This is a genomic window from Mesorhizobium sp. M9A.F.Ca.ET.002.03.1.2, assembly GCF_003952365.1.
Classification (GTDB): Bacteria; Pseudomonadota; Alphaproteobacteria; order Rhizobiales; family Rhizobiaceae; genus Mesorhizobium.
In genome coordinates, this window is sequence record NZ_CP034443.1 from 2,198,964 (window position 1) to 2,221,682 (window position 22,719).

At 64.5% G+C, this 22,719-nt stretch carries 20 protein-coding genes; 16 read left to right on the forward strand and 4 right to left on the reverse strand.

Going from position 1 to position 22,719, the window contains the following annotated elements:
• The first annotated feature begins 11 nt into the window (after positions 1–11).
• From EJ066_RS10880 to EJ066_RS10900, 5 genes are read left to right on the forward strand one after another with little or no spacing between them, the layout of a single operon-like run.
• The gene (locus EJ066_RS10880) at positions 12–1,073 is read left to right on the forward strand and encodes an ABC transporter permease (RefSeq protein ID WP_126037553.1); all 1,062 of its coding nucleotides are present in this window, start codon (positions 12–14) and stop codon (positions 1,071–1,073) included.
• A complete protein-coding gene (nikC, locus tag EJ066_RS10885) occupies positions 1,070–1,990 on the forward strand; it encodes a nickel transporter permease (protein WP_126037556.1) in 921 nt (306 codons plus the stop codon). The genes EJ066_RS10880 and nikC overlap by 4 nt, the downstream gene beginning before the upstream one ends.
• Positions 1,987–2,820 (forward strand): ABC transporter ATP-binding protein, encoded by an 834-nt coding sequence (locus EJ066_RS10890; RefSeq protein WP_126037558.1) that lies wholly within the window; start codon positions 1,987–1,989, stop codon positions 2,818–2,820. The genes nikC and EJ066_RS10890 overlap by 4 nt, the downstream gene beginning before the upstream one ends.
• Positions 2,817–3,566 (forward strand): ABC transporter ATP-binding protein, encoded by a 750-nt coding sequence (locus EJ066_RS10895; protein WP_126037561.1) that lies wholly within the window; start codon positions 2,817–2,819, stop codon positions 3,564–3,566. The genes EJ066_RS10890 and EJ066_RS10895 overlap by 4 nt, the downstream gene beginning before the upstream one ends.
• 29 nt (positions 3,567–3,595) lie before the next feature.
• On the forward strand, positions 3,596–3,925 hold the full coding sequence (locus EJ066_RS10900) for a hypothetical protein (protein ID WP_126037564.1): 330 nt from the start codon (positions 3,596–3,598) through the stop codon (positions 3,923–3,925).
• Here the strand turns inward: EJ066_RS10900 and EJ066_RS10905 are convergent.
• From EJ066_RS10905 to EJ066_RS10915, 3 genes are read right to left on the reverse strand one after another with little or no spacing between them, the layout of a single operon-like run.
• Positions 3,922–7,020, reverse strand: a complete 3,099-nt coding sequence (locus EJ066_RS10905) for an efflux RND transporter permease subunit (RefSeq protein ID WP_126037567.1) — start codon at positions 7,018–7,020, stop codon at positions 3,922–3,924. The genes EJ066_RS10900 and EJ066_RS10905 overlap by 4 nt on opposite strands.
• Positions 7,017–8,081 carry an efflux RND transporter periplasmic adaptor subunit gene (locus EJ066_RS10910; protein WP_126037570.1) on the reverse strand — a complete coding sequence of 355 codons (1,065 nt, stop codon included), beginning with the start codon at positions 8,079–8,081 and terminating at the stop codon, positions 7,017–7,019. The genes EJ066_RS10905 and EJ066_RS10910 overlap by 4 nt, the downstream gene beginning before the upstream one ends.
• Positions 8,078–9,217: an efflux RND transporter periplasmic adaptor subunit gene (locus EJ066_RS10915; RefSeq protein ID WP_126037573.1), complete on the reverse strand. Its 1,140-nt coding sequence runs from the start codon at positions 9,215–9,217 to the stop codon at positions 8,078–8,080. Before EJ066_RS10915 ends, EJ066_RS10910 begins: the two co-directional genes overlap by 4 nt.
• A gap of 257 nt (positions 9,218–9,474) precedes the next feature.
• Between EJ066_RS10915 and EJ066_RS10920 the strand changes: the two genes are divergently transcribed.
• Complete coding sequence (locus EJ066_RS10920; protein WP_126037577.1) at positions 9,475–10,752, forward strand: 4-aminobutyrate--2-oxoglutarate transaminase; 1,278 nt, start codon at positions 9,475–9,477, stop codon at positions 10,750–10,752.
• Positions 10,753–10,845: 93 nt separating this feature from the next.
• On the opposite strand, the gene EJ066_RS10925 is transcribed toward EJ066_RS10920, so the two are convergent.
• Positions 10,846–12,099, reverse strand: a complete 1,254-nt coding sequence (locus tag EJ066_RS10925) for an FAD-dependent oxidoreductase (RefSeq protein WP_126037580.1) — start codon at positions 12,097–12,099, stop codon at positions 10,846–10,848.
• 469 nt (positions 12,100–12,568) lie between these two features.
• Here EJ066_RS10925 and EJ066_RS10930 point away from each other — a divergent pair, with 469 nt between their 5' ends.
• The 10 genes from EJ066_RS10930 to miaB all read left to right on the forward strand — a co-directional run bounded on the left by EJ066_RS10930 (position 12,569) and on the right by miaB (position 22,700).
• Positions 12,569–13,858, forward strand: a complete 1,290-nt coding sequence (locus EJ066_RS10930) for an imelysin family protein (protein WP_189644524.1) — start codon at positions 12,569–12,571, stop codon at positions 13,856–13,858.
• 63 nt (positions 13,859–13,921) lie between these two features.
• The gene (locus EJ066_RS10935) at positions 13,922–14,233 is read left to right on the forward strand and encodes a (2Fe-2S)-binding protein (RefSeq protein ID WP_126037583.1); all 312 of its coding nucleotides are present in this window, start codon (positions 13,922–13,924) and stop codon (positions 14,231–14,233) included.
• The gene (gene bfr, locus EJ066_RS10940; RefSeq protein ID WP_126037586.1) at positions 14,199–14,684 is read left to right on the forward strand and encodes a bacterioferritin; all 486 of its coding nucleotides are present in this window, start codon (positions 14,199–14,201) and stop codon (positions 14,682–14,684) included. Before EJ066_RS10935 ends, bfr begins: the two co-directional genes overlap by 35 nt.
• An 11-nt stretch (positions 14,685–14,695) precedes the next feature.
• Positions 14,696–16,303: a di-heme oxidoredictase family protein gene (locus EJ066_RS10945; protein ID WP_126037589.1), complete on the forward strand. Its 1,608-nt coding sequence runs from the start codon at positions 14,696–14,698 to the stop codon at positions 16,301–16,303.
• Positions 16,304–16,392: 89 nt separating this feature from the next.
• The gene (locus EJ066_RS10950; RefSeq protein ID WP_245455117.1) at positions 16,393–17,484 is read left to right on the forward strand and encodes an imelysin family protein; all 1,092 of its coding nucleotides are present in this window, start codon (positions 16,393–16,395) and stop codon (positions 17,482–17,484) included.
• A 445-nt stretch (positions 17,485–17,929) separates the two neighbouring features.
• Positions 17,930–19,036 (forward strand): DUF1513 domain-containing protein, encoded by a 1,107-nt coding sequence (locus tag EJ066_RS10955; protein WP_126037595.1) that lies wholly within the window; start codon positions 17,930–17,932, stop codon positions 19,034–19,036.
• 170 nt (positions 19,037–19,206) lie between these two features.
• Positions 19,207–19,911, forward strand: a complete 705-nt coding sequence (gene tsaB, locus EJ066_RS10960; protein WP_126037597.1) for a tRNA (adenosine(37)-N6)-threonylcarbamoyltransferase complex dimerization subunit type 1 TsaB — start codon at positions 19,207–19,209, stop codon at positions 19,909–19,911.
• Positions 19,911–20,405, forward strand: a complete 495-nt coding sequence (gene rimI / locus EJ066_RS10965) for a ribosomal protein S18-alanine N-acetyltransferase (RefSeq protein WP_126037600.1) — start codon at positions 19,911–19,913, stop codon at positions 20,403–20,405. Before tsaB ends, rimI begins: the two co-directional genes overlap by 1 nt.
• Before the next feature lie 21 nt (positions 20,406–20,426).
• Positions 20,427–21,227: a 1-acyl-sn-glycerol-3-phosphate acyltransferase gene (locus EJ066_RS10970; protein ID WP_126037604.1), complete on the forward strand. Its 801-nt coding sequence runs from the start codon at positions 20,427–20,429 to the stop codon at positions 21,225–21,227.
• A 171-nt stretch (positions 21,228–21,398) separates the two neighbouring features.
• Positions 21,399–22,700: a tRNA (N6-isopentenyl adenosine(37)-C2)-methylthiotransferase MiaB gene (gene miaB, locus EJ066_RS10975; RefSeq protein WP_245455194.1), complete on the forward strand. Its 1,302-nt coding sequence runs from the start codon at positions 21,399–21,401 to the stop codon at positions 22,698–22,700.
• Positions 22,701–22,719 lie beyond the last annotated feature (19 nt).

The following is a 22,719-nucleotide window of genomic DNA, read 5'->3' on the forward strand; positions in this document are numbered from 1 at the left end:
GGGCGCGCCGCATGAGCACGGTTGAAAACGAAGCGACGGCAGGGCGCGGCAGCGCCCGTGCTGTCGCGTCGTCGATCGCCCGTTTCCTGGTCATCGCGATAACCACCTATCTCGGTCTTCTCGCGGTGACCTTCTTCATCGGCCGGGTCATCCCGATCGATCCGGTGCTGGCGGTGCTCGGCGACCGGGCGCCGGCCAATGTCGTCGAGCGCACCCGCCGCGAGATGGGGCTCGACCTGCCATTGATCGAGCAGTTCTACATCTATGTGAAGAATGCGCTGAACGGCGATTTCGGCACGTCGGTGCTGACCACCAATCCGGTCATGACCGACATCCGCCGCGCCTTTCCGGCGACGATCGAACTGGCGACGCTGGGGACGCTGATCGGTTCGGTGATCGGCGTGCCGCTCGGCGTGCTGGCCGCGGTCAGGCGCGGCAGCATCATCGACCAGATCGTGCGCATCATCGGCCTGGTCGGCTACTCCGTGCCGATCTTCTGGCTGGGACTGCTGGCGCTCGTGCTGTTCTATGCCAAGCTGCAATGGGTGGCTTTTCCCGGCCGCCTCGATATCGTCTACGAATACACCTTCACGCCAATCACCGGCTTCTACCTTCTGGATGCGCTGTGGCAGCGGCAGTGGGATGTGTTTTTCGACGCCTTCCGCCACATCATCCTGCCGGCCTCGCTGCTCGGCTATTTCTCGCTCGCCTATGTCAGCCGCATGACGCGCTCGTTCATGCTGAACGAGCTTGCCCAGGAATATATCGTCGCGGCGCGCGCCAAGGGCCTGTCTGAGACGCGCATCATCTGGGGCCACGCGCTGCGCAACGCCGCGGTGCCGATGGTCACCGTGATCGCGCTTTCCTATGCCGGCCTGCTCGAAGGCTCGGTGCTGACCGAAACGGTGTTCTCGTGGCCGGGCATCGGCCTCTACATCACCAATTCCCTGCAGAACGCCGACATGAACGCCGTGCTTGGGGGCACCATCGTCATCGGCTCGGTCTTCATCGGCATCAATCTTCTGTCCGACCTGCTCTACCGGGTGCTCGATCCAAGGACCAAGGTGCGATGAGCGCTGAGGCAATCCAGAGCCGTCGCGACTGGCTGCTCAGCGAGCGGCCGGCGTCGCGCACCCAGGCAAGGCTCGGCCGCGCCTATGTGGCGTGGCGGCGCTTTTCCGCCAACCGGCTGGCGTTTCTTGGCCTGCTGATCATCATCGCCTTGCTTGTGGTCGCCGCCCTTGCCGACGTGCTGGCGCCCTATTCGCCGACATTCGGCGACCTCAAGGGCTCGCGCCTGCTGGCGCCAAGTGCCGCGCACTGGTTCGGCACCGACGACCTCGGCCGCGACATTCTTTCGCGCGTCATCTTCGGCTCGCGATGGACGCTCTACGTCGTCATCCTCGTCGCCATCATCGCCGCCCCTATCGGCCTGCTGGTCGGCACCATCGCCGGCTATGCCGGCGGCTGGATTGATGCGATCCTGATGCGCATCACCGACATTTTTCTCGCTTTTCCGAAGCTGATCCTGGCGCTGGCCTTTGTCGCGGCACTTGGCCCCGGCATCGAGAATGCGGTGCTCGCCATCGCCATCACCTCATGGCCGCCTTATGCCCGCATTGCCCGTGCCGAAACGCTGACCGTGCGCAATTCGGACTACATCAAGGCGGTGCAATTGATGGGCGCCTCGCCGTTCCGCATCGTGCTGCGCCACATCATGCCGCTCTGCATCTCCTCGCTGATCATCAGGGTGACGCTCGACATGGCCGGCATCATTCTGACCGCGGCCGGTCTCGGCTTCCTCGGCCTCGGCGCGCAGCCGCCGCTGCCGGAATGGGGCGCGATGATCGCGTCGGGCCGCCGCTTCGTGCTCGACCAATGGTGGGTGGCCGGCGCACCGGGTTTTGCCATCCTCATCGTCAGCCTCGGTTTCAACCTGCTTGGCGACGGCCTGCGCGACGCGCTCGACCCCCGCAGTGGTGACCAATGAGCGCGCTTCTCGATGTCGACGACCTGCGCGTCACCTTCCCGACGCGCACTGGCCTGATCGAGGCGGTGCGCGGCGTCTCCTTCTCGCTCGGCCGCGAGCGGCTCGGCATCGTCGGCGAGAGCGGTTCCGGCAAGTCGCAGACCGGCCGCGCCATCATGGGCCTGACCCCGCCGCAGGCCGAGGTCACCGCGAGCAAACTTGCCTTCGACGGCATCGACCTGCTCGCGGCCTCGCCCCGCGACCGCCGGGCGCTGCGGGGCAAACGCATCGCCATGATCCTGCAGGATCCGAAATATTCGCTCGACCCGGTGATGAGCATCGGCCGCCAGATCGTCGAGACGCTGCGCACGCATGAAAAGGTCGGCAAGGCCGAAGCCCGCGACCGCGCGCTCGCCATGCTGGAGGCAGTGCAGATCCGCGATCCCGCCCGTGTCTTCGACCTGCATCCGCACGAGGTTTCGGGCGGCATGGGCCAGCGCGCCATGATTGCCATGATGCTGATCGCCAGGCCGGAGATGATGATCGCCGACGAGCCGACCTCGGCGCTCGACGTCACCGTGCAGCTCGACGTGCTGAATATCCTGGACCGATTGGTGGCCGATCGCGGCATGGGGCTGATCTTTATCTCGCATGACCTGCGCCTGGTCTCGTCCTTTTGCGACCGTGTCGTGGTCATGTATGGCGGCAAGGTTGTCGAGCAGCTCAAGGCGTCGGAGCTCCGCGATGCCCAGCACCCCTATACGCGCGGCCTGCTCAACTGCATGCCGAGGATCGGCTTCGAGCGCCATCCGCTGCCGGTGCTCGACCGCAAGCCGGAGTGGGCGGCATGACGGCGGCACTTTCTGTCGAAGGGCTGGAGGTGATCTTCGACCGCTTTCGCGCGCTGAAGGGCGTCAGTCTCGAGGTCAGGGAAGGCGAGTCCTACGGGCTGGTCGGCGAGAGCGGCTCCGGCAAGTCGACGCTGCTCAGGGCAATCACCGGTTTGGCGCCGGTCGCCGCGGGCAGCATCACTGTCAACGGCAAGACGCTCGGCAAGGGCCGCGACAAGGCCTTTTATCGCGACGTGCAGATGGTCTTCCAGGATCCGTACGGCTCGCTGCACCCGCGCCAGACGGTCGACCGCCTGCTGCAGGAGCCGCTCGCCATCCACGGCTTTGTCGATGGCGAGAAGCGCATCCAGCGGGCGCTGGACGAGGTCGGCCTGGGGACCGGCTTCCGCTTCCGCTATTCGCATCAATTGTCAGGCGGCCAGCGCCAGCGCGTGGCGATCGCCCGAGCGCTGATCCTCGAACCGTCGATCCTGCTGCTCGACGAGCCGACCTCGGCGCTCGATGCCTCCGTGCAGGCGGAAGTGCTCAACCTGCTGGAAGAGATCCGGCGGCGGCGCAAGCTGACCTTCCTGATGGTCAGCCACGACCTCGCCATCATCACCCATATGTGCGAGCGGCTGATGGTGATGCAGAACGGCGAGGCGGTCGAGACGCTGACCGCGAGCCAGCTGATCGGCCACCGCGTCAGCGAGGATTATACGCGCAATCTGCTCAGGGCGAGTGAGGGCTTTGTGCGGACGACGTGACTTTGCTCGGGCTGTTTTGGGGGAATATTATGGGCGAGTGGAAGTTTTCAGATCCGCCTAATGTCGCGGTGTTCGTGGACAGGGGCATCTTCCGCCGGGACGATTGGATCGCATATGTGTCGCATGACGATGAGGACGGCAGTTGGCTATTTCACAACAGCGAGCCTGGACCGGTCGATGAAGGCGACATAATGCTCGTCGGCTTGCAGGAAGTGGTTCAGCGGGATGAGAGCATTCTGGAATTGGCCGACTTGCCGGAGGGCTGGCACGCCTGGCGCAGCTCAAAATCATCGCCGTGGCAGCGTGCCAAGTCGCGGCCGGTGGGCTTTAATGACAACGATGACCCGGCAGGAACTTAAGTCGGGCTTTGTAACGGTTCGTTGGTCTCCCGAACCGGGGGCTCGTCCGTGCCGTTCGGCTCTCTGATCCTGAACCACGTGACATAGAGCGCCGGCAGGAACAGCAGCGTGATCGCCGTGCCGGCGATGATGCCGCCCATCATGGCATAGGCCATCGGCCCCCAGAACACCTCGCGCGCTATCGGGATCAGCGCCAGGCTGGCGGCGGCCGCTGTCAGCGCGATCGGCCGCATACGGTGCTCGGTCGCCTCGATGACGGCCGCCCAGCGATCCTTGCCCTCGGCGACAAGGTCCTCGATCTGCACGATGAGGATAACCGAGTTGCGGATCAGAATACCGATCAGCGCCAGCACGCCGAGGATAGCGACGAAGCCAAGCGGCGCCCCGCTGGGCACGAGCGCGGCGACCACGCCGATCAGGCCGAGCGGCGCCACTGCCGCCACCAGGAACAGGCGCTGGAAGCTCTGCAGCTGGATCATCAGGATCGTCGCCATGATGAACAGCATCAACGGTACCACGGCGGCGATCGGCCCCTGGCTGTTGGCGCTTTCCTCGACCGAGCCGGCGGTGGCTATCGAATAGCCTGGCGGCAGTTTGGCGATGAAGGCGTCGACCGAGGGCTTCAGTTCATTGACGACAGTGGCGGGCAGCACGTCGCCGACCAGTCCGGCGCGCACGGTGATCGTCGGGATGCGGTCGCGACGCCACACTGTCGGCTGTTCGAGGTCGTAGCGGAAGTTCGCCACGGCGGCGAGCGGGATCGCCTCGCCGGTTCCGGTTGGCAGCTGCATATTCTGCAGCGTCCCGATCGAGCCGCGTTCGGCCTCGCGCGAGCGGGCAACGACGTTGATCAGATAGGTGGCGTCACGCACCTGGGTGATGGTGGAACCGCCGACGGTGCTGTTCAGCGCGCTTGCTATGTCGGACGAGGTGATGCCGAGCTGGCGCGCCTTGTCCTGCAAGACATCGACCCTCAGCACGCGCTCCGGCTCGTTCCAGTCGAAGGTCGGCGCGGCGACCTTCGCGTTGGCGGAAATGATTCCGGCGAACTCCGTCGCCAGCGTCCGTACCGCCTGGATATCGGGACCGCCGACGCGGTACTGCACCGGCCGCCCGACCGGCGGCCCGAGCTCGAGCAGCTTGACGAAGGCGTCGGTGCCGACGAACTCCTCGCGCAGCAGCTTCTCCAGCGCCGGCTTGACCCGGTTGCGCGCCTCGATGCTCTTGGTGACGATGACGGTCTGGCCGAAATAGGGATTGGCCGGCTGCACGTCGAAGGCGAGCACGAAACGCACCGCGCCCTGTCCGATATAGGAGCTGAAGTGGTCGATGTCGGGATTGCCGGCCAGCGCCCGCTGCTCGAAACGCTCCATCTGGTCGCGCGTCTCGGCGATCGAGGAGTTCTGCGGCAGGTTCCAGTCGACGATCAGTTCCGGACGATCCGAAGGCGGAAAGAACTGCTGCTGCACGAGGCCAAAGCCGGCCAGCGACGCGGCAAACAACAGCACCGTGGCGATGATGGTCAGCCAGTGATGACGCACGGAGCCGACAAGGATGCGCCGGAACAGCGAGGTGAAGCGGCCGGGCTGATCGTGATGCTGCTGTTTCATCGTCGCCGGCAGGATGGTGACGCCGAGCAGCGGTGCAAACAGCACCGCCACGATCCATGACACCAGAAGCGACACGGCGATGACGACGAACAGCGTGAAGGTGTATTCGCCGGCGGCGCTGTTGTTGAGGCCGATGGGGATGAAGCCCGCGACCGTCACCAGCGTGCCCGTCAGCATCGGAAAGGCGGTCGAGGTGTAGACATAGGTCGCCGCCTTGCGCAGGTTGTCGCCGACCTCCAGCCGCGCCACCATCATCTCGACCGCGATCATCGCATCATCGACCAGCAGGCCGAGCGCGATGATCAGCGCGCCCAATGAGATACGCTGCAGCGAGATGCCGAGATAGGCCATGACCGTGAAGGTGATGGCCAGCACCAGCGGGATGGAAAGCGCCACGACGAAGCCGGCGCGCATGCCGAGGCTGATGAAGGACACCGCGAGCACGATCGCCACCGCTTCGAACAGTGCGCGGGTGAAGCCCGAAACCGCTTCCTCGACGATCACCGGCTGATCGGCGACCAGGTGCACGCCGACGCCGATCGGCAGGTCGGCCAGCACCTTGGCCATTTCCTCCTGCAGCGCCTCGCCGAATTCGAGCAGATTGGCGTTGGGCTTCATGCCGATGGCGAGCCCGATCGCATCCTGCCCGTTGAAGCGGAACAGCGCCGTCGGCGGATCGGCGTAGCCGCGGGTGATCGTCGCTACGTCGCTCAGGCGGAAGAAGCGGTTGTTGACGCGCAGGTTGATGGCGCGAAGGCTTTCCTCGGAGGTGAACTGGCCGCTGACACGCACGCTGATGCGCTCGGGCCCGGACTGGATGACGCCGGATGGGGTGATGGCGTTCTGGGCTTGCAGGCTGGCCACGATTGCTTGCTGGTTGAGGCCGAGCGCGGCGATCTGGCGGGTCGAGAATTCGAGATAGATCGCTTCGTCCTGGGCACCGACGAGGTCGACCTTGCCGGCATTCGGCACGGTCAGGATCTTTGTCCTGACATCCTCGACATAGTCGCGCAGTTGCCGAGGCGTCAGCCCGTCGGCGGTGAAGGCGTAGATATTGCCGTAGACGTCGCCGAAACGGTCGTTGAAGAACGGCCCTTGCACGCCTTGCGGGAACTGGGCCGAGATGTCGTTGACCATGTTGCGCACCTGAAGCCAGGTCGGCACGACATCGCGTGCTTTGGTTGTCGGCTTCAGATTGACGAAGATGACGGTCTTGCCGGCGGTGGTGACCGAGCGGGTGAAATCGAGGCTGTCGAGCTCCTCGAGCTTCTTCTCGATGCGGTCGGTCACCTGCCGCAGCGTCTCGTCGACCGAAGCGCCGGGCCAGTTGGCCTGGACCAGCATGGTCTTGATGGTGAAGGCCGGGTCTTCCTCGCGGCCGAGATTGAGATAGGCCGCGACGCCTGCCACGACGAAGACCAGCATGAAGTACCAGACCAGCGAGCGATGGCCGAGCGCCCAGTCGGAGAGGTTGAAGCCCTTCATGTGGCCCCTCCCTCGGCAATCCTGACCTTCTGGCCTTCCACCAGGCTGTGGACGCCGGCGGTGACCACGCGCATGCCGGTCTCAAGGCCCTCGGCGACAATGAATGTGGCGGTGCCTTTGGCCGCGATCTTGACGTCGCGTGTGCTGACGCTCGACGTTTGCGCGTCGACGACCCAGACCTTGTCGGCGCCGTCCTTCTTGAGCAGTGCCGACAGCGGCAGCTCGATCGTCGGCGCAACGTTTGCCACGCGTGTCGCCGTCACCGTCGAACCGAGCCGGAACGCCACCGGCGGGTCGGTGAGCGTCAGCCGGACGCGGCGGGTGCGGGTCGCGGTCGGCGCCTCGCGCAATTTGGCTTCGGTGCGGATCGTCGGCAGCGATTGCAAGGTGATCTCGAAGGCGGTGTCGACCGCGAGGTCGCCGGTCAGCTGGTCGGGGATATCGACGACTGCCTCGCGCAGGTCCGAACGCGCCACGGTGACAACCGTTTGGCCGGGCGAAACCGTTTGGCCGACCTCGGCGCCAACAGCGGTGACGACGCCGTCGAAATCCGAAAACAGTCTGGTATAGCCGAGCTGTTCCCGTGATTTGGCAAGCGCGGCCTTGGCCCGTTCGACGCCGGCCTCTGCGGCCTGCCTGGCTTGCCGGGCGGCATCGAAGACGGCCTGCGAGGTGTTGGCGGCGGCAAGCAGCTGGCGCTGGCGCTCCTCACTGGCAGCGGCATTGGCGAACTGCGCCTCGGCATTGGAGAGTTCCGCCTTTGCCGCCTGGGCGGCAAGGTCCAGGGCGGTCGGGTCGAGCGCGGCGATCGTCGTTCCCTTGCTGACGATGTCGCCGACATTGACGTCTCGGGTGACAACCCGGCCCAGCAGGCGGAAGGCGAGGTCGGCGCTGAATTGCGGCTCGACCGAGCCGGCAAACCCGAATACCTGGCTGGTGCGCGGTTCGACCACGATCGACAGCACCGGCCGGACGATCTCCGGCGGCTTCTCGTCCGATCGGGAGCAGGCGGCAAGCAATGCCAAGGTGAGCAAAGCGGAAATGCGCGGCAGCCGGCTCATTGCCCTGCTCCCGCTATCTCGACCGTCTGCCCCGGGCTGAGCAACTGGCCGCCGGCGGTGACCACGCTTTGTCCGGCCTCCAGTCCCTTGTCGATCACGACGGTGCCGGAATCGAAGGCCAGCACATTCACGGGTCTCGTTGCCACAGCCTTTGTCGACGCATCGACAACCCAGACGACCGGCTTGCCGTCACTCGAGGTCAGCGCCTGCCAGGGCAGGATGACGGCTTTCGACGGCTTGGCGCTGACGGAGCCGATGACAGCGGCGCCCAGCGGCATGCCGGAGGGCGTGTCGGCAATGGCGACCTTGACGCGGATCGAACCCGAAGCCGGATCGACCGCAGGCGAGATCTCGCGCACCTTGCCGGTCGCCTTGACCAGCGGGTCGGACAACAGCGTGATCGTCACCGCGGGTGTCGACGGCGTCTTGGCTACCAGCGTTTCCTGCACATTGAAAACCGCGTCGCGATCGCCATCCTCGGCGATGGTGAAGACGGTCTGTGCCGCTTGAACCACCTGCCCGGCTTCGACCTGGCGAGCGGTGACCACGCCGGCCGCACCCGCCTTGAGCTCGGTGAAGGACAGGCTCTCCCTGGCATTGGCCAGCGCGCTTTGCGCCTGTTCGACGCTGCCTTGTGCCACCTTCAGCGCCTGATCCGCCGCATCGTAGTCGCGCCTTGTGGTGTAGCCCTGGGCAAGCAAGGTCTTCTGTCGTTCGAAGGCGGCGGAAGCCTGGGTCAACTGCGCTTGCGCGGCATCGAGGTCGGCCTGTGCCGAGCGCAGGTCTGATTCCTGTTCCTGCGGATCTATGCGGGCAAGCACGGCATCTTTGTCGACATGCTGGCCGACATCGACAAGGCGCTCGGCGACGCGGCCGCCGACGCGGAATGACAGATTGTTCAGTGTGCGCGCGGCGATCACACCGGTGAGCGAGGTCCTGGGCGCATAGTCGGCGATCGCCACCGTTTCGGTGCGCACCATGACCGGCAGTTTCCTGGCCGCCTCCTGCTTCTGGCAGCCGGTCAGAAGCAACGGTATCATCGCAAAGGCAAAAATGGCGGGAACGGTTGGAAACGGCAAAAGGCTGGAGGCGTTGACCGATGGTTGCGGGGCGGACGGCGTCGCATTCCTGCTCATGGGTTCCCCCGCCTGCTGGGACGCTCTCGCGGCAACACGTCGCAGGCGAATGCGAGAATAATCGATCCCTCGCAAAAGGGAACCTTTTCGTACACGTATCGGGCGACTGGTTAAGCGGAGCTGGCGAAACGGCCCGGCGCGTAACGGCAGGCCCAATCGCCTGGCGGCGGTGCCAACTTGAGGAAAACATGAAATAGGGCCAGAACAGATATCACCAACCATCAACGGGAACGGGCGCCGGCCCGGCGAGGGACATCATGAAGAATTCAGCCATTTCCGAACGCAAGAACCAGTCGATCTCGCGCGGCGTCGGCATGACCACGCAGATCTATGCCGATCGCGCCGAAAATTCGGAGATCTGGGATGTCGAAGGCCGTCGCTATATCGACTTTTCGTCCGGCATCGCCGTCGTCAACACCGGCCACCGCCACCCCAGAGTGATCGAGGCGGTCAAGGCGCAGCTCGACCGCTTCACCCACACCTGCCACCAGGTGGTGCCCTATGAGAGCTATGTCAGGCTGGCCGAACGGCTGAACGGCATGCTCCCCGGCAAATTCGACAAGAAGACGATCTTCGTCACCACTGGCGCCGAGGCGGTGGAAAACGCCATCAAGGTCGCCCGCAACGCCACCGGCCGGCCGGCGGTCATCGCCTTTGCCGGCGGCTTCCACGGTCGCACCTTCATGGGCATGGCGCTGACCGGCAAGGTGGTGCCCTACAAGGTCGGCTTCGGCGCCATGCCGGCCGATGTCTTCCATGCGCCGTTCCCGGTGGCGTTGCACGGCGTTTCCGTCGCCGATTCGCTGGCCGCGCTCGACCGGCTGTTCAAGGCCGATGTCGACCCGGCCCGCGTCGCCGCCATCATCGTCGAGCCGGTGCAGGGCGAGGGCGGCTTCTACGAGGCGCCGCGCGACTTCATGACGGCGCTGCGCAAGATCTGCGACCAGCACGGCATGCTGCTGATCGCTGACGAGGTGCAGACCGGCTTTGCCCGCACCGGAAAGATGTTCGCCATGGACCATCACGAGGTGGCGCCCGACATCACCACAATGGCCAAGAGCCTGGCCGGCGGCTTTCCGCTGTCGGCGGTCACCGGCCGCGCCGAGATCATGGATGCGCCAAACCCCGGCGGGCTCGGCGGCACCTATGGCGGCAGCCCGATCGGCGTCGCCGCGGCACATGCCGTGCTCGACGTGATCGAGGAGGAAAAGCTCTGCGACCGCGCCAACACGCTGGGCGCGCGGCTGAAGCAGCGGCTGCAATCGATCCGCGACGACACGCCGGAGATCGTCGATATCAGAGGCCCCGGCTTCATGAACGCGGTCGAGTTCAACGATGTGAAGAAGGGTCTGCCGTCGGCCGAATTCGCCAATGCGGTCCGGCTGAAGGCGCTCGACAAGGGCCTGATCCTGCTCACCTGCGGCGTCTATGGCAACGTCATCCGCTTCCTGGCGCCGATCACCATCCAGGACGGCGTCATGAACGAAGCGCTCGATATCCTGGAAAGCGCGATCCGCGAGGTCCGCGCCGCCTGAGCGGATACGGCTGTACCTTCTCCCACAAGGGGGAGAAGGGAGGGATCAGCGCAGGAAACCGCCGTTCGCAGGCCGGCTGAATATCAACATATCCTATTCAGCGGCGCGGACGGGCTCCTCCTGCTGGAAGGCGGCGAGGGCCGCCTTCAGTCCGTCCGGTCCTGCCGCAACAATCTGCGGCGTTGGCGAGAAGCCGGCGCCGAGCATCTTGCGGCCAAGCATGTGGTCGCCGGGGCGATTGACCGATTCGATGCCGAGCAGCCGGTTTGCCGCATAGTGGTAAATGGAGAATCGGTTCTCGTTGACGTCGCCCAGCACGACATGGCTGTCGCCGCCCGAAATCAGGCCGACCATTTGCAGCTTCATGTCGCCGATATCGGACCAGAACCATGGCACCGCCGCAAAGGCGTCCGCATGGCCGAGGATGGTGCGCGCGGCAAGGCGCGCCTGGTCGGTCGCGTTCTGCACCGATTCCAGCCGCACATCGCCGCCGGTGAGCCAGTGCCGGTAGGAGGCGGCATCGCCGATGGCGAGGATTTCGGGCACGGACGTGCGCATCTGCTGGTCGACGCGGATGCCGTTGGCGATAATGACGCCTGCGGCCTCCGCCAATTCGACATTGGGCACGACGCCGATGCCGATGATGACCATCTGCGCCGGCAGCCGCTCGCCGTTTGAGGTGATAGCAGCCGAGACACGGCCGTTCTCGCCTTCGAGCCGCGCAACCGTGGTGCCGGTGAGGATGCGCACGCCAGTCGCTTCCAGCCGCTGCCGCACATGGCTGGCGATGACCGGCGCCACCGCCCGGCCGAGCAGCCGGTCGACCGCCTCGATCACGGTGACCTTGCGGCCGGCCGCTTTGAGCGTCGCGGCGATCTCCAGTCCGATGAAGCCGCCGCCGAGGATGACGACATCCTCGCTCCGCGCGCTCAAGTCGCGGACCAGGCGGGCGTCGGCGAGCGAGCGCAGCGACACCACGCCCGAAAGATCCGACCCCGGCAGCGGCAGGATGCGCGGCCGCGAACCGGTCGCTAGGATCAGCCGGCCGAATGCCAGCACGCCGCCACCCGATAGCTCCAGCCTGCGGCCCCTGGCATCGATGCGGTCGACCCTGATGCCCGGCCGGTAGTCGATCGCGCTGCCGGTATAAAAGGCCTCGCCGCGCAGCGGCTGTGGCTTGGCCTCTTGATCCTTGATGAAGGTCTTCGACAGCGGCGGCTTGTGATAGGGCAGTTCGCTCTCGTCGCCGACGAGGATAACGGGTCCGTCGTAACCGTCCTCGCGCAGGCTGGCGGCCGCCTGCACGCCCGCATGACCCGCACCGACAATGACCACACCGTTTTTCATCGCAGCCCCGATTCCTTGATCCCCCAATTCCTTAATCCGAGTCTAGGACGTCTCGCCAAGTGGCGATTGTCTGATGCCGCCGCAAGACCGCTTTTGCGGGTCGCACCCGGAATGGCTGTCTGTCAATCGTGCGTTCGACAGCGGCATGGTATATGCGGCTAAAGTTGACACTTGCAGTTTAGAATAATTCTAAACAATTGTTTCAATTGGCTTTTCTCTCTGAAAGCAGTTGACTTCCGGTGTCTTCATCGCTTTATGGAAGCTCGCGCGTCAAGCGCATCCCTTTGATGTCTGGGCCTTGAACCCTTTCGATTGGAGGCATTTCGATGTCTTTCTTCTGCGAACCGCGCCATGCCGCGGTCTGTTTTTCGCCCGATGGCATGGACCTGCCTTGGCGCCGATTGCCTGCCGACGCGCCTTTGGCACCGGTATTTCACTGAATTCCGAGGAGATGACAATCATGAGAGCGATGATCACGGCACGATATGGCAGGCTCGCCGCGATCGGCGCCACGGCGGCATTGACGGCGGCGATATTCGTGTTGCCGGCCAAGGCGGAAATCGATGCGAAGGCGGTCATCAAGACCTATTCCGACATCGCGCTCGCCAAATATGAGGATTCTCTGACTACGGCACAGGCGCTCGACAAGGCCGTCGACGCGCTGCTCGCCAAGCCTTCGGACGAAACGCTGACCGCCGCCCGCGAGGCCTGGAAAGCGGCGCGCGTTCCCTATCAGCAGACCGAGGTCTACCGCTTCGGCAACGCCATTGTCGACGACTGGGAAGGCAAGGTGAATGCCTGGCCGCTGGACGAAGGCCTGATCGACTATGTCGCCGAGAGCTACGGCACCGAGTCGGACGCGAATGCGCTCTACACCGCCAATGTGATCGCCAACAAGTCGATCGAGATCAACGGCCAGAAGATCGACGCCTCTGAACTGACGCCCGAGTTCCTCTCCGGCACGCTGCAGGAGGCCGGCGGCATCGAGTCCAATGTGGCGACCGGCTATCACGCCATCGAATTCCTGCTGTGGGGCCAGGATCTGCACGGCACCGGCGCAGGTACCGGCGAACGGCCCTATACGGACTACGACCTCGCCAACTGCACCGGCGGCAATTGCGATCGCCGGGCGCAGTACCTGAAGTCGGCGAGCGACCTTCTGGTTGCCGATCTGCAGGACATGGTCGACGACTGGAAGGAAGGCGGCGGCGCCCGCAAGAACCTTGTCGACGGCGAGCCGAAAGCCGGCATCTCGACCATCCTCACCGGCATGGGTTCGCTGTCCTATGGCGAACTCGCCGGCGAGCGCATGAAGCTCGGCCTGCTGCTGCACGATCCGGAAGAGGAGCACGACTGCTTCTCCGACAACACCTACGATTCGCATCTCTATGACTCCGTCGGCATCCGTACTGCCTATAATGGCAGCTACACCCGCCTTGACGGCACGGTCGTCGAAGGGCCCTCGGTATCGGACATGGTCAAGGAAGCCGATCCGGCGATCGACAAGGAACTGTCGGACAGACTGGATGCCACCGTCGCCAAGATGGAAGCCATCAAGGCGCGGGCGCTTGCCGGCGAGGCCTATGACCAGCAAATCGGCGAGGGCAACACGGAAGGCAACGCCACCGTGCAGGCGGCGATCGACGCGCTGGTCGACCAGACCAAGTCGATCGAACGCGCCGTCGGCACCCTGAAACTCAATGCCATCGCCTTCGAGGGGTCCGACAGCCTCGATGCGCCAGACAAGGTATTCCAGTAAGGCGTCAAAAGCCGAGTATCAGCCACACGGCGCGGAGGAAGCGCCGTCAGCCAAGAGCAAACTATGCTGATCTGCCATTGCAACATCATCACCGAGAAGGAGATTGAGCAGACGATCGTCGCGCTGCTGGACCAGGATCCCTGGCAGCTTATCGTGCCGGCGAAGGTCTATCATGCCATGCAGAAGCGTGGTCGCTGTTGCGGCTGCTTCCCAAATGTGGTCGAAACGATCATTCGGGTCACCGAAAATTACCATGCCCGCTCGGAGGCGAGCGGCGTGGATATCGTTTCACACCTGGATCGCGTCAGAGGCCTGCGCGTCCAATACGGGAGCAGTACCCATGAAAGGCGAACAACAGATCATCGAGCGGCTTAACGAGGCTCTCTTTCTGGAGCTCGGAGCGGTCAATCAGTACTGGGTGCATTTCCGACTGCTGGAGGATTGGGGATACGCCAAGCTGGCAAAGAAGGAACGCGCGGAATCGATCGAGGAGATGCACCATGCCGACCGGCTGGTGGCCCGCATCATCTTCCTTGAAGGCCATCCGAACCTGCAGTCGGTAGCGCCGCTGCGCATCGGGCAGAATGTCAAGGAAGTGCTTGAATCCGATCTTGCCGGTGAGTACGACGCGCGCACCGCCTACAAGCGATCGCGCGAGATTTGCGAAGAAGCAGGCGACTACGTGACGATGAAGCTGTTCGAGGATCTGCTGTCCGACGAGGAAGGTCACATCGACTTCCTCGAGACGCAACTCGACCTGCTCGCCTCGATCGGCGAGGAAAAATACGGCCAGCTCAACGCGGCATCGGCCGACGAGGCGGAATAGGATATGCGGGAATGCGGCGCACCTTAGATTTCTTGCGCCGCTTGCGGCGGGCCGAGGATTACGGCCTGCCGTCCCAGCAAAACCCGCGATACAGATGGCTTCGCGGGCTCTCGCTTGCCGTTGTGGTCGCACTGACAGCCTCTGCGCTGGCCGGCGCGCCCGAGCCGGCCGGCCTCGCCACAAGCCGTAGCGACCTGACGCCGAAGGATCTGGCGCGTGTCATCGCCATCACCAGGCCGACCAAGGATTTTTCCAAGCCCGAGCAGTTCGAGCCGATGCAGGGCGGCGCGGGCACGTCGCGGAAAGCTGTCAACAAGGACGCCTTCTCGCACTCCTCGACCAACATCACTTTCGAGGAAGAAGGCACCTTCAAGCTCGGCAATGCCATTTTCCGCAAGAACTGGGTGTCGTCGCCCTCCTCGACGCAGGCATCGGACGGGCTTGGGCCGCTGTTCAACGAACGGGCGTGCCAAAATTGCCATCTGAAGGACGGCCGCGGTCATCCGCCGGAAGGCGACAGCGGGACCACCTCCATGTTCCTGCGGCTGGCGCGGCAGGCGAGCACCGAGGAGGAGAAAGCCGCGCTCACCGATCGCAAGGTGCTCAACTTCCCCGACCCGGTCTACGGCTCACAATTGCAGGATCTGGCCGTTCCGGGCCTTCGGGGCGAAGGCAGGATGCGTGTCGACTATCAGGAGCAGAAAGTCACGTTGCCGGACGGTACCGTGGTTTCGCTGCGCAAGCCGAGCTATTCGGTCGATGATCTCGCCAACGGCCCGCTCGATCCGCGCACCACGCTGTCGCCGCGCATGACGCCGCCGATGATCGGCCTCGGCTTGGTCGAGCAGATCGCGCCAGCCGACATTCTGGCCCATGCCGATCCGGACGATCGTGATGGCGACGGCATTTCCGGCAGGCCCAACATCGTGCGTGACCGCAAGAGCGGCGAACTGACGCTCGGCCGCTTCGGCTGGAAAGGGCAGACCCCCTCGATCCGCCAGCAAGCGGCGGACGCATTCGCTGGCGATATCGGCATTTCGACGCCGGAAGTGGCGAAGCACTGGGGCGATTGCACCGCAGCTGAAAAGGCCTGCCTTGCCATGCCGAACGGCATGCAGGAGCGCCTTGGCCCAGTCGAGGCGCCGCCGCCGGTCATGGACCTCGTCACCTTCTATTCGCAGAACCTCGCCGTCCCGGCGCGGCGCGACCTCGACAAGCCAGATGTGCTGGCCGGCAAGAAGCTGTTCTACGACATGGGCTGCATTTCCTGTCATACGCCGAAATTCGTCACCCGCCGCGGCACGCCCAACAAGGCGCAGGCCTTCCAGCTGATCTGGCCCTATTCCGACTTCCTGCTGCATGACATGGGGCCGGGCCTTGCCGACGGGCAGGCGGTAGGCGAGGCGACCGGCAATGAATGGCGCACGCCGCCGCTGTGGGGCATCGGCCTTACCCAGACCGTCAACGGCAACAGCTTCTTCCTGCATGACGGGCGCGCGCGCACCCTGACCGAGGCGATCCTGTGGCATGGCGGCGAGGGGCAGGCCGCGCGCGACCGCTTTGCCGCCGCCGATGTGGCCGATCGCGAGGCACTGGTCAAATTCCTGGAGTCGTTTTGATGTCGAAGCGTCTAAGCAGGTTCCGCAAAAGTGTCTCACGGTTTTGCGACAAGAACCTGCGGCAAACAAAAGAATCCAAGCAGGCGTTCGTGGGCCAGCCCGCGAATGCCTGCTTAGCGCTCGCTCTGATTCTCCCGCTGGTCCTCGCCAGCGCCTTGCCGGCGTCTGCCGCGGTCAAGGCTTCCGACGTGATCCAGCGGGCGATCGACGGCTTTGTCCGCCCGGCCTATGCGCGCCTGCACGACCATGCGGACAGCCTGACCAAGGCAATGCGCACGCTTTGCGACGCGCCCTCGCAGGACCATCTCGATGCGGCGCGCGCCGAATTCTCCGGCACCGTGGATGCTTGGTCGGTCGTGGAGATCATCCGCATCGGACCGATCACGCAGGACAACCGGCTGGAGCGCATGCTGTTTTGGCCGGACCGCAAGAGCATCGGCCTGAGGCAGGTGCAGGCGGCGCTGGCCAATAAGGATCAGACAGCCGCCGATCCGGCCCAGCTGGCGGCAAAGAGCGTCGCCATGCAAGGGCTTGGTGCGCTGGAGTTCGTGCTTTATGGCGATGGCGCGGAAACGCTCGCCGGCAAGGACGATCCCTATCGCTGCGCTTACGGCGCGGCTGTCGCCGGCAACATCGACACGATTGCCGCCGATGTCAGCGACGCCTGGAACAAGCCCGACGGCTTTGCCGAGCTTTGGGCCAATCCGGGGCCGCGAAACGCGCTTTACCGCGATGGTACGGAAGCGGTGACCGAACTGGTCGGTGTCTTCATCAACGAGTTGGAAATGGTCCGCGACGTGCGCCTGAAAGGCTTTCTGGGCGGCAATCCGGAAGCCGACAAGCCGAAACAGGCGATCTATTGGCGTTCGCAAAACACGGCGCGTTCGCTGACCGGAAATCTTGCGGGCATGAACGCGCTGTTCCAGGCCTCGCAGCTTGGCGACGCGCTGTCGCCTGATGCACGCTGGATGGCGGAATCGATCCATATCCAGCTCGTCAACGGTGCCGCCGACGCCACGGCCATCAGAGGTCCGATCGATAAGGCGCTCGTCGACCCGGCGCTGCGCCAGAAGCTCGATCACTTTTCGCTGGTGACATCCAGCCTGTCGACCCTGATCGGCACCAGGCTGACCGCCGAATTCGGCCTGACCGCCGGCTTTTCGTCGCTGGATGGTGACTGAGCATGATCCCGAAACGGTATCGAATTTTGGGGCGAGTTACTTGGCGAGGAAGTTTTGACCGGCCGGACGCGCTTGCGTTGACGGATCGCACACTTTGGAGATTGGCCGAAACGCCCATCGCTTCGTCATCCTGGGGCGGAGCAAGGAGCGCAGCGACGCGGCGCAGACCCCAGGATCCATGCCGTGACCTCAGAGCGTTGCTTAGGTGCAGAATTCTGCTCCGCAGTACTCTTCGGCTGAGATTACGGCATGGATCCCTGGGTCTCCGCGACGGAGCTTCGCTCCTGCTCCGCCCAAGGATGACGAAGTTGGGGAGGCTTCGGCCAATCCCGAACGTCTGCGATGATCCATTCAAACGATCGATGGGTGCGGGGTGCCAAGAAGCCCTCCGATCTGTCAAAATCATCGTGTCGAGGAATGGGACCGTGCCCGAGAGGGCGGTCTCTTGAGGACGCCCCTCATCGATCGCCGTGATTTCCTCAGGGCGGCAGGCGTTGGCTTTGCGGCGGCCATGGCGCCGTCCGCATGGGCGAAGACGCTTAGCACGGACGCTGTCTTCGCCACCGCTTTCGTCAAGCGTGACGGCAGCTATGGCGCAGCCATCCTCTCAGAGGCCGGCAAGGTCTTGCATGCCATCGACCTGCCCGCCCGCGGTCACGATGTCACCTTCGATCCGGTGTCGAAGCGCTCCGTGGTCTTTGCCAGGCAGCCCGGCACTTTCGCGGTGGTTTTCGACCACACCGGCCGCGACGAGCCGCTGACCATTGCCAGCGTCAGTGGACGGCATTTCTTCGGCCACGGCGTGTTCTCGACCGACGGTGCCCTGCTCTACGCCACAGAGAACGACTTCGACAACGCCGCCGGCGTGGTCGGCGTCTATGACGCGCGCGCGAAATTCAGGCGCGTCAGCGAGTTCCCGACCTACGGCATGGGTTCGCACGAGCTTCTGCTGCTGGGTGACGGCAGGACGATCGCCGTCGCCAATGGCGGCATCGAGACGCATCCGGATTTCGGCCGCGTCGAGCTCAACATCGCGACGATGAAGCCTTCCTATGCGCTGGTCGACCGCCTCACCGGCGACCTCATTGAAAAGCACGAACTGCCGGCCGCACTTCACCAGCTTTCGATCCGTCACATGGATGCCGACCAGTCCGGCACGGTCTGGTTCGGTTGCCAGTACAGGGGGCCGGGCACCGATCGTCCGCTGCTGGTCGGCCGCGCCGCTCGCGGCGAGGATCTGCGGCTGCTCGACATGCCGCAGGACGTGCTTTCGGGCTTCAGGAACTACATCGGCTCGGTCGCCGCCAATATCGCCGCCGGCACCGTCGCCGTGTCCTCGCCGCAAGGCAACTCGCTTGCGGTGATCGATGCGGCCAGCGGCCGGATCGTCGCCACCAACGCACTAGCCGAGGTCTGCGGCGTGGCACCTGACAAGACGAGCTTCATGACGACGACGGGCACCGGCGAAATCGTCGAAGCGGGCGGCGCGACACGGTCCGAACCCGACTATGTCTGGGACAATCACATGCTGCGCATCGAGCCGGCCGGGTAGTTCCGGAACGGTTCCCCAACGGTTACGTTCGCTGGAAGTTACCGTCTTCAGGCGAAGCGAAGCCGCCGAACGATTTATGCATTATCCCCTTGCGGCGATGAGCCATGGCGGGCACAGGGAAATTGTTTTTCGAACCCTGTGCCCAAGTGGGTGCTCCAACCGGTCGCCTCATGAAGTTGCTTGCCATCGACTGTGCCGCCAATCTCTGCGCCGCCTGTGTCTACGACACAGCGGCCGGGAAAGAGCTCGGCCGCTCGGTGCTCGATCTCGGCAAGGGCCATGCCGAGCATTTGATGGCCGTGATCGAAGAGGCGTTGAAGACCGGCGGGACCGACTATGCCGGCCTTGGCGCCATCGCTGTCTCCACCGGCCCGGGCTCGTTCACCGGCCTGCGCGTCGGCGTCTCGACGGCGCGGGGCCTGGCGTTGGCGCTGAAAATCCCGGCAATCGGGGTGACGACGCTGGAAGCCTTGGCAGCGCAAGCGGAAGAGACCTTTCCCGGCCGCGCCGTGCTGGCCGCGCTCGACGCCGGCCGTGACGAAATCCACGCAGCATTTTACGACGACGTGTCGGTCCTGCGCTATGGTCCGGCCGTGACCACGCTTTCGCAAGCCGCCGCCATGGCGGCGGATAGTTCTCCGGTTCTTGCCGGCACGGCGGCAACGCAAATCGCCGCGTCGGCCGGGCGCGCCTTCGACATCGGCCCGACAAGTGCCACGGCCGACGTCGCCGTCTATGCCCGGCTGGCCGCCGCCCAAGGTGCCGGTAAAAAGGGTGAAGGCGAAAAGCCGAAACCGCTCTATCTGCGCGGCGCGGACGCCAAGCCGCAGGCAGGCTTTATCCTGTCCAGGAAGAAAGCCGGGAAGAAAAACTGATGCGCATTCCTTTCCTCCAGCCGCGCCGCAGGGACTATGCGCTCGAGCCGCTGACGATTGCCGACAGCCCGGCTGTGTCCGTGCTGCATCGCGAGGATTTCGTGCGGCCGTGGACCGACGGCGAGTTTGCCGCGTTGCTAGAGCAGGACACGGTGTTCGGCTATGCCGCGCGCGAGACCGGACAGGGCTCCAAGCCGCCGGTCGGTTTCGTGCTGGCGCGCCTGGCTGCCGGCGAAGGCGAGATCCTGACCGTCGCGGTGGCGCGCTCCCATCGCCGCCAGGGGCTTGGCTGGCAATTGATGGACGCCGTGCTGCGCGAACTGCACGCGCAACGCGCCGAGGCGCTTTTCCTCGAGGTCGACGAGACCAACATAGCTGCGATCGCGCTCTACCGGCGGCTGGGGTTCCGCGAGGTTGGCAAGCGCCCCAACTATTACAGGTCGCCCGAGCACGGCCCGACCGGGGCGCTTGTCATGCGCCGCGATCTTCGCTAGCCAAACGTCGGGGTGGAGCGGATGATCGGAAAAATCAGGATTTTCCTGGCGCTGGGCCTCGTTGTCGGCGGCTCGTTGATGCTCGTGCCGTTGCAGATCCTGTCGATGAAGACCGGGCTCTGGCGCGAGACGTTCATCCTGAAGATCTGGCACCGGCTGATCGTCAGGGCATTGGGCATGCGCATCCATGTCAAGGGAACCCTGTCCAGCCAGCGCCCTTTATTGGTCGCGTCTAACCACATTTCCTGGACCGACATCATGGTGCTGGGGTCCAAGGTCGACGTGAAGTTTATCGCCAGGGCTGATATGGCCGGCTGGCCGTTGATCGGCATGTTGTCGAAGCTGCAGCGCACCGTCTTCATCGAGCGCGAGCGCAAGCGTTCGTCGGGCGACCAGGCGAGCGAGATCGCCAACCGTATGGCTAAGGGCGACGCCATGGTGCTGTTTGCCGAAGGTTCGACTGGCGACGGCAACATGATCCTGCCGTTCAAGAGCACGCTGTTCGGCGCCGCCTCGATGGCGATTTCGGAAGGGGCGGCCGAAACAGTCTTCATCCAGCCGGTGGCGATCGTCTACACGCGCCTGCATGGCGTGCCGCTCGGCCGCAGGCACCGGCCGATTGCCGCCTGGATCGGTGATGAGGATTTGGTGCCGCATCTGAAGGTTCTGATGGCGGAAGGCGGGCTCGATGTCGAAGTGCATTTCGGCGAGCCGGTCGCCTTTTCCAAGGGCTCCAGCCGCAAGGAAACGGCAAGGCTGATGGAAAGCCAGGTGCGTGATATGGTGCAGGCCGCGCTCGCCGATCCGCGCCCGAGCCGGTAAGCCGGAAAGGCGCCGGCCAGAATCGCCTGTTTTTTGTCAGGGAAAAGCGTTAGAAGCCGCCGGATGGAACTGAACACGATAGAACGGGACGACATCGAAAGCGCAGCCGAAAGTGCGGTCGCGCCGTCCGCCGCGGCCAGGAAGGTCTTCGTCAAGACTTATGGCTGCCAGATGAACGTCTACGATTCGCAGCGCATGACCGACGCGCTGGCCGCCGACGGCTATGTGGCGACGGACGCCATTGGCGAAGCCGATCTGGTGCTGCTCAACACCTGCCATATCCGCGAGAAGGCGGCGGAGAAGGTCTATTCCGAACTCGGCCGCATTCGGGAGATGAAGGCCGAACGGGCTCAGGCCGGCCGCGAGATGCTGGTCGGTGTCGCCGGCTGCGTGGCGCAGGCCGAGGGGTCCGAGATCATCCGCCGCTCGCCGGCCGTCGATCTGGTCATCGGCCCGCAGACCTATCACCGGCTGCCCAACGTGCTGGCACGGGTGCGCGGCGGCGAAAAGATCGTCGAGACCGAGTATGCCGTGGAGGACAAGTTCGATCACTTGCCGCGGCCGAAACGCGCCGAGATCATCAAGCGCGGCGTCACCGCGTTCCTGACCGTGCAGGAAGGCTGCGACAAGTTCTGCACCTTCTGCGTCGTGCCCTACACCAGGGGCTCGGAAGTCTCCCGGCCGGTGGCGCAGATCGTCGCCGAGGCCGAGCGGCTGGCGCAAGCCGGCGTGCGCGAGGTGACGCTGCTTGGCCAGAACGTCAATGCCTGGCATGGCCAAGGAGAAAACGGCGCCGAATGGGGCCTTGGCCGCCTGCTGTTTAGGCTGGCCGAGATCCCCGGGCTTTCGCGGCTGCGCTACACCACCAGCCATCCGCGCGACATGGACGACGAACTGGTCGCCGCCCACCGCGACCTGCCGGCGCTGATGCCCTATCTGCATTTGCCGGTGCAATCGGGTTCGGACCGCATTCTCAAGGCGATGAACCGCAGACATACGGCAAAGGACTATCTGAAGCTGCTCGACCGGATCCGCGCCGCGCGGAGCGACATCGCGCTTTCGGGCGACTTCATCGTCGGCTTTCCCGGCGAGACGGATGCGGATTTCGAGGCGACGATGGAACTGGTCCGTCGGGTGAATTACGCCTCGGCCTTCTCGTTCAAATATTCGCCGCGCCCCGGCACGCCGGGCGCGGAGATGACCGATCATGTGCCGGAAGCCGTCAAGGACGAGCGCCTGCAACGGCTGCAGGCGCTGCTGCTGAAGCAGCAGCAGGATTTCGGCGCGAGCCTGGTCGGCAGCACCATCGACACGCTGATCGAGAAGCCCGGCCGTCAGGCCGGCCAGAAGGTTGGCCGCTCGCCGTGGCTGCAGCCGGTTATTGTTGATGAAAAGGCCGGCGAAATCGGTGAGATTATCCAGGTACGAATCACGAAGACGGGTTACAACAGCCTGTTCGCCGAATTGGCCTGAAGGTCTCGGCAGATGAGGA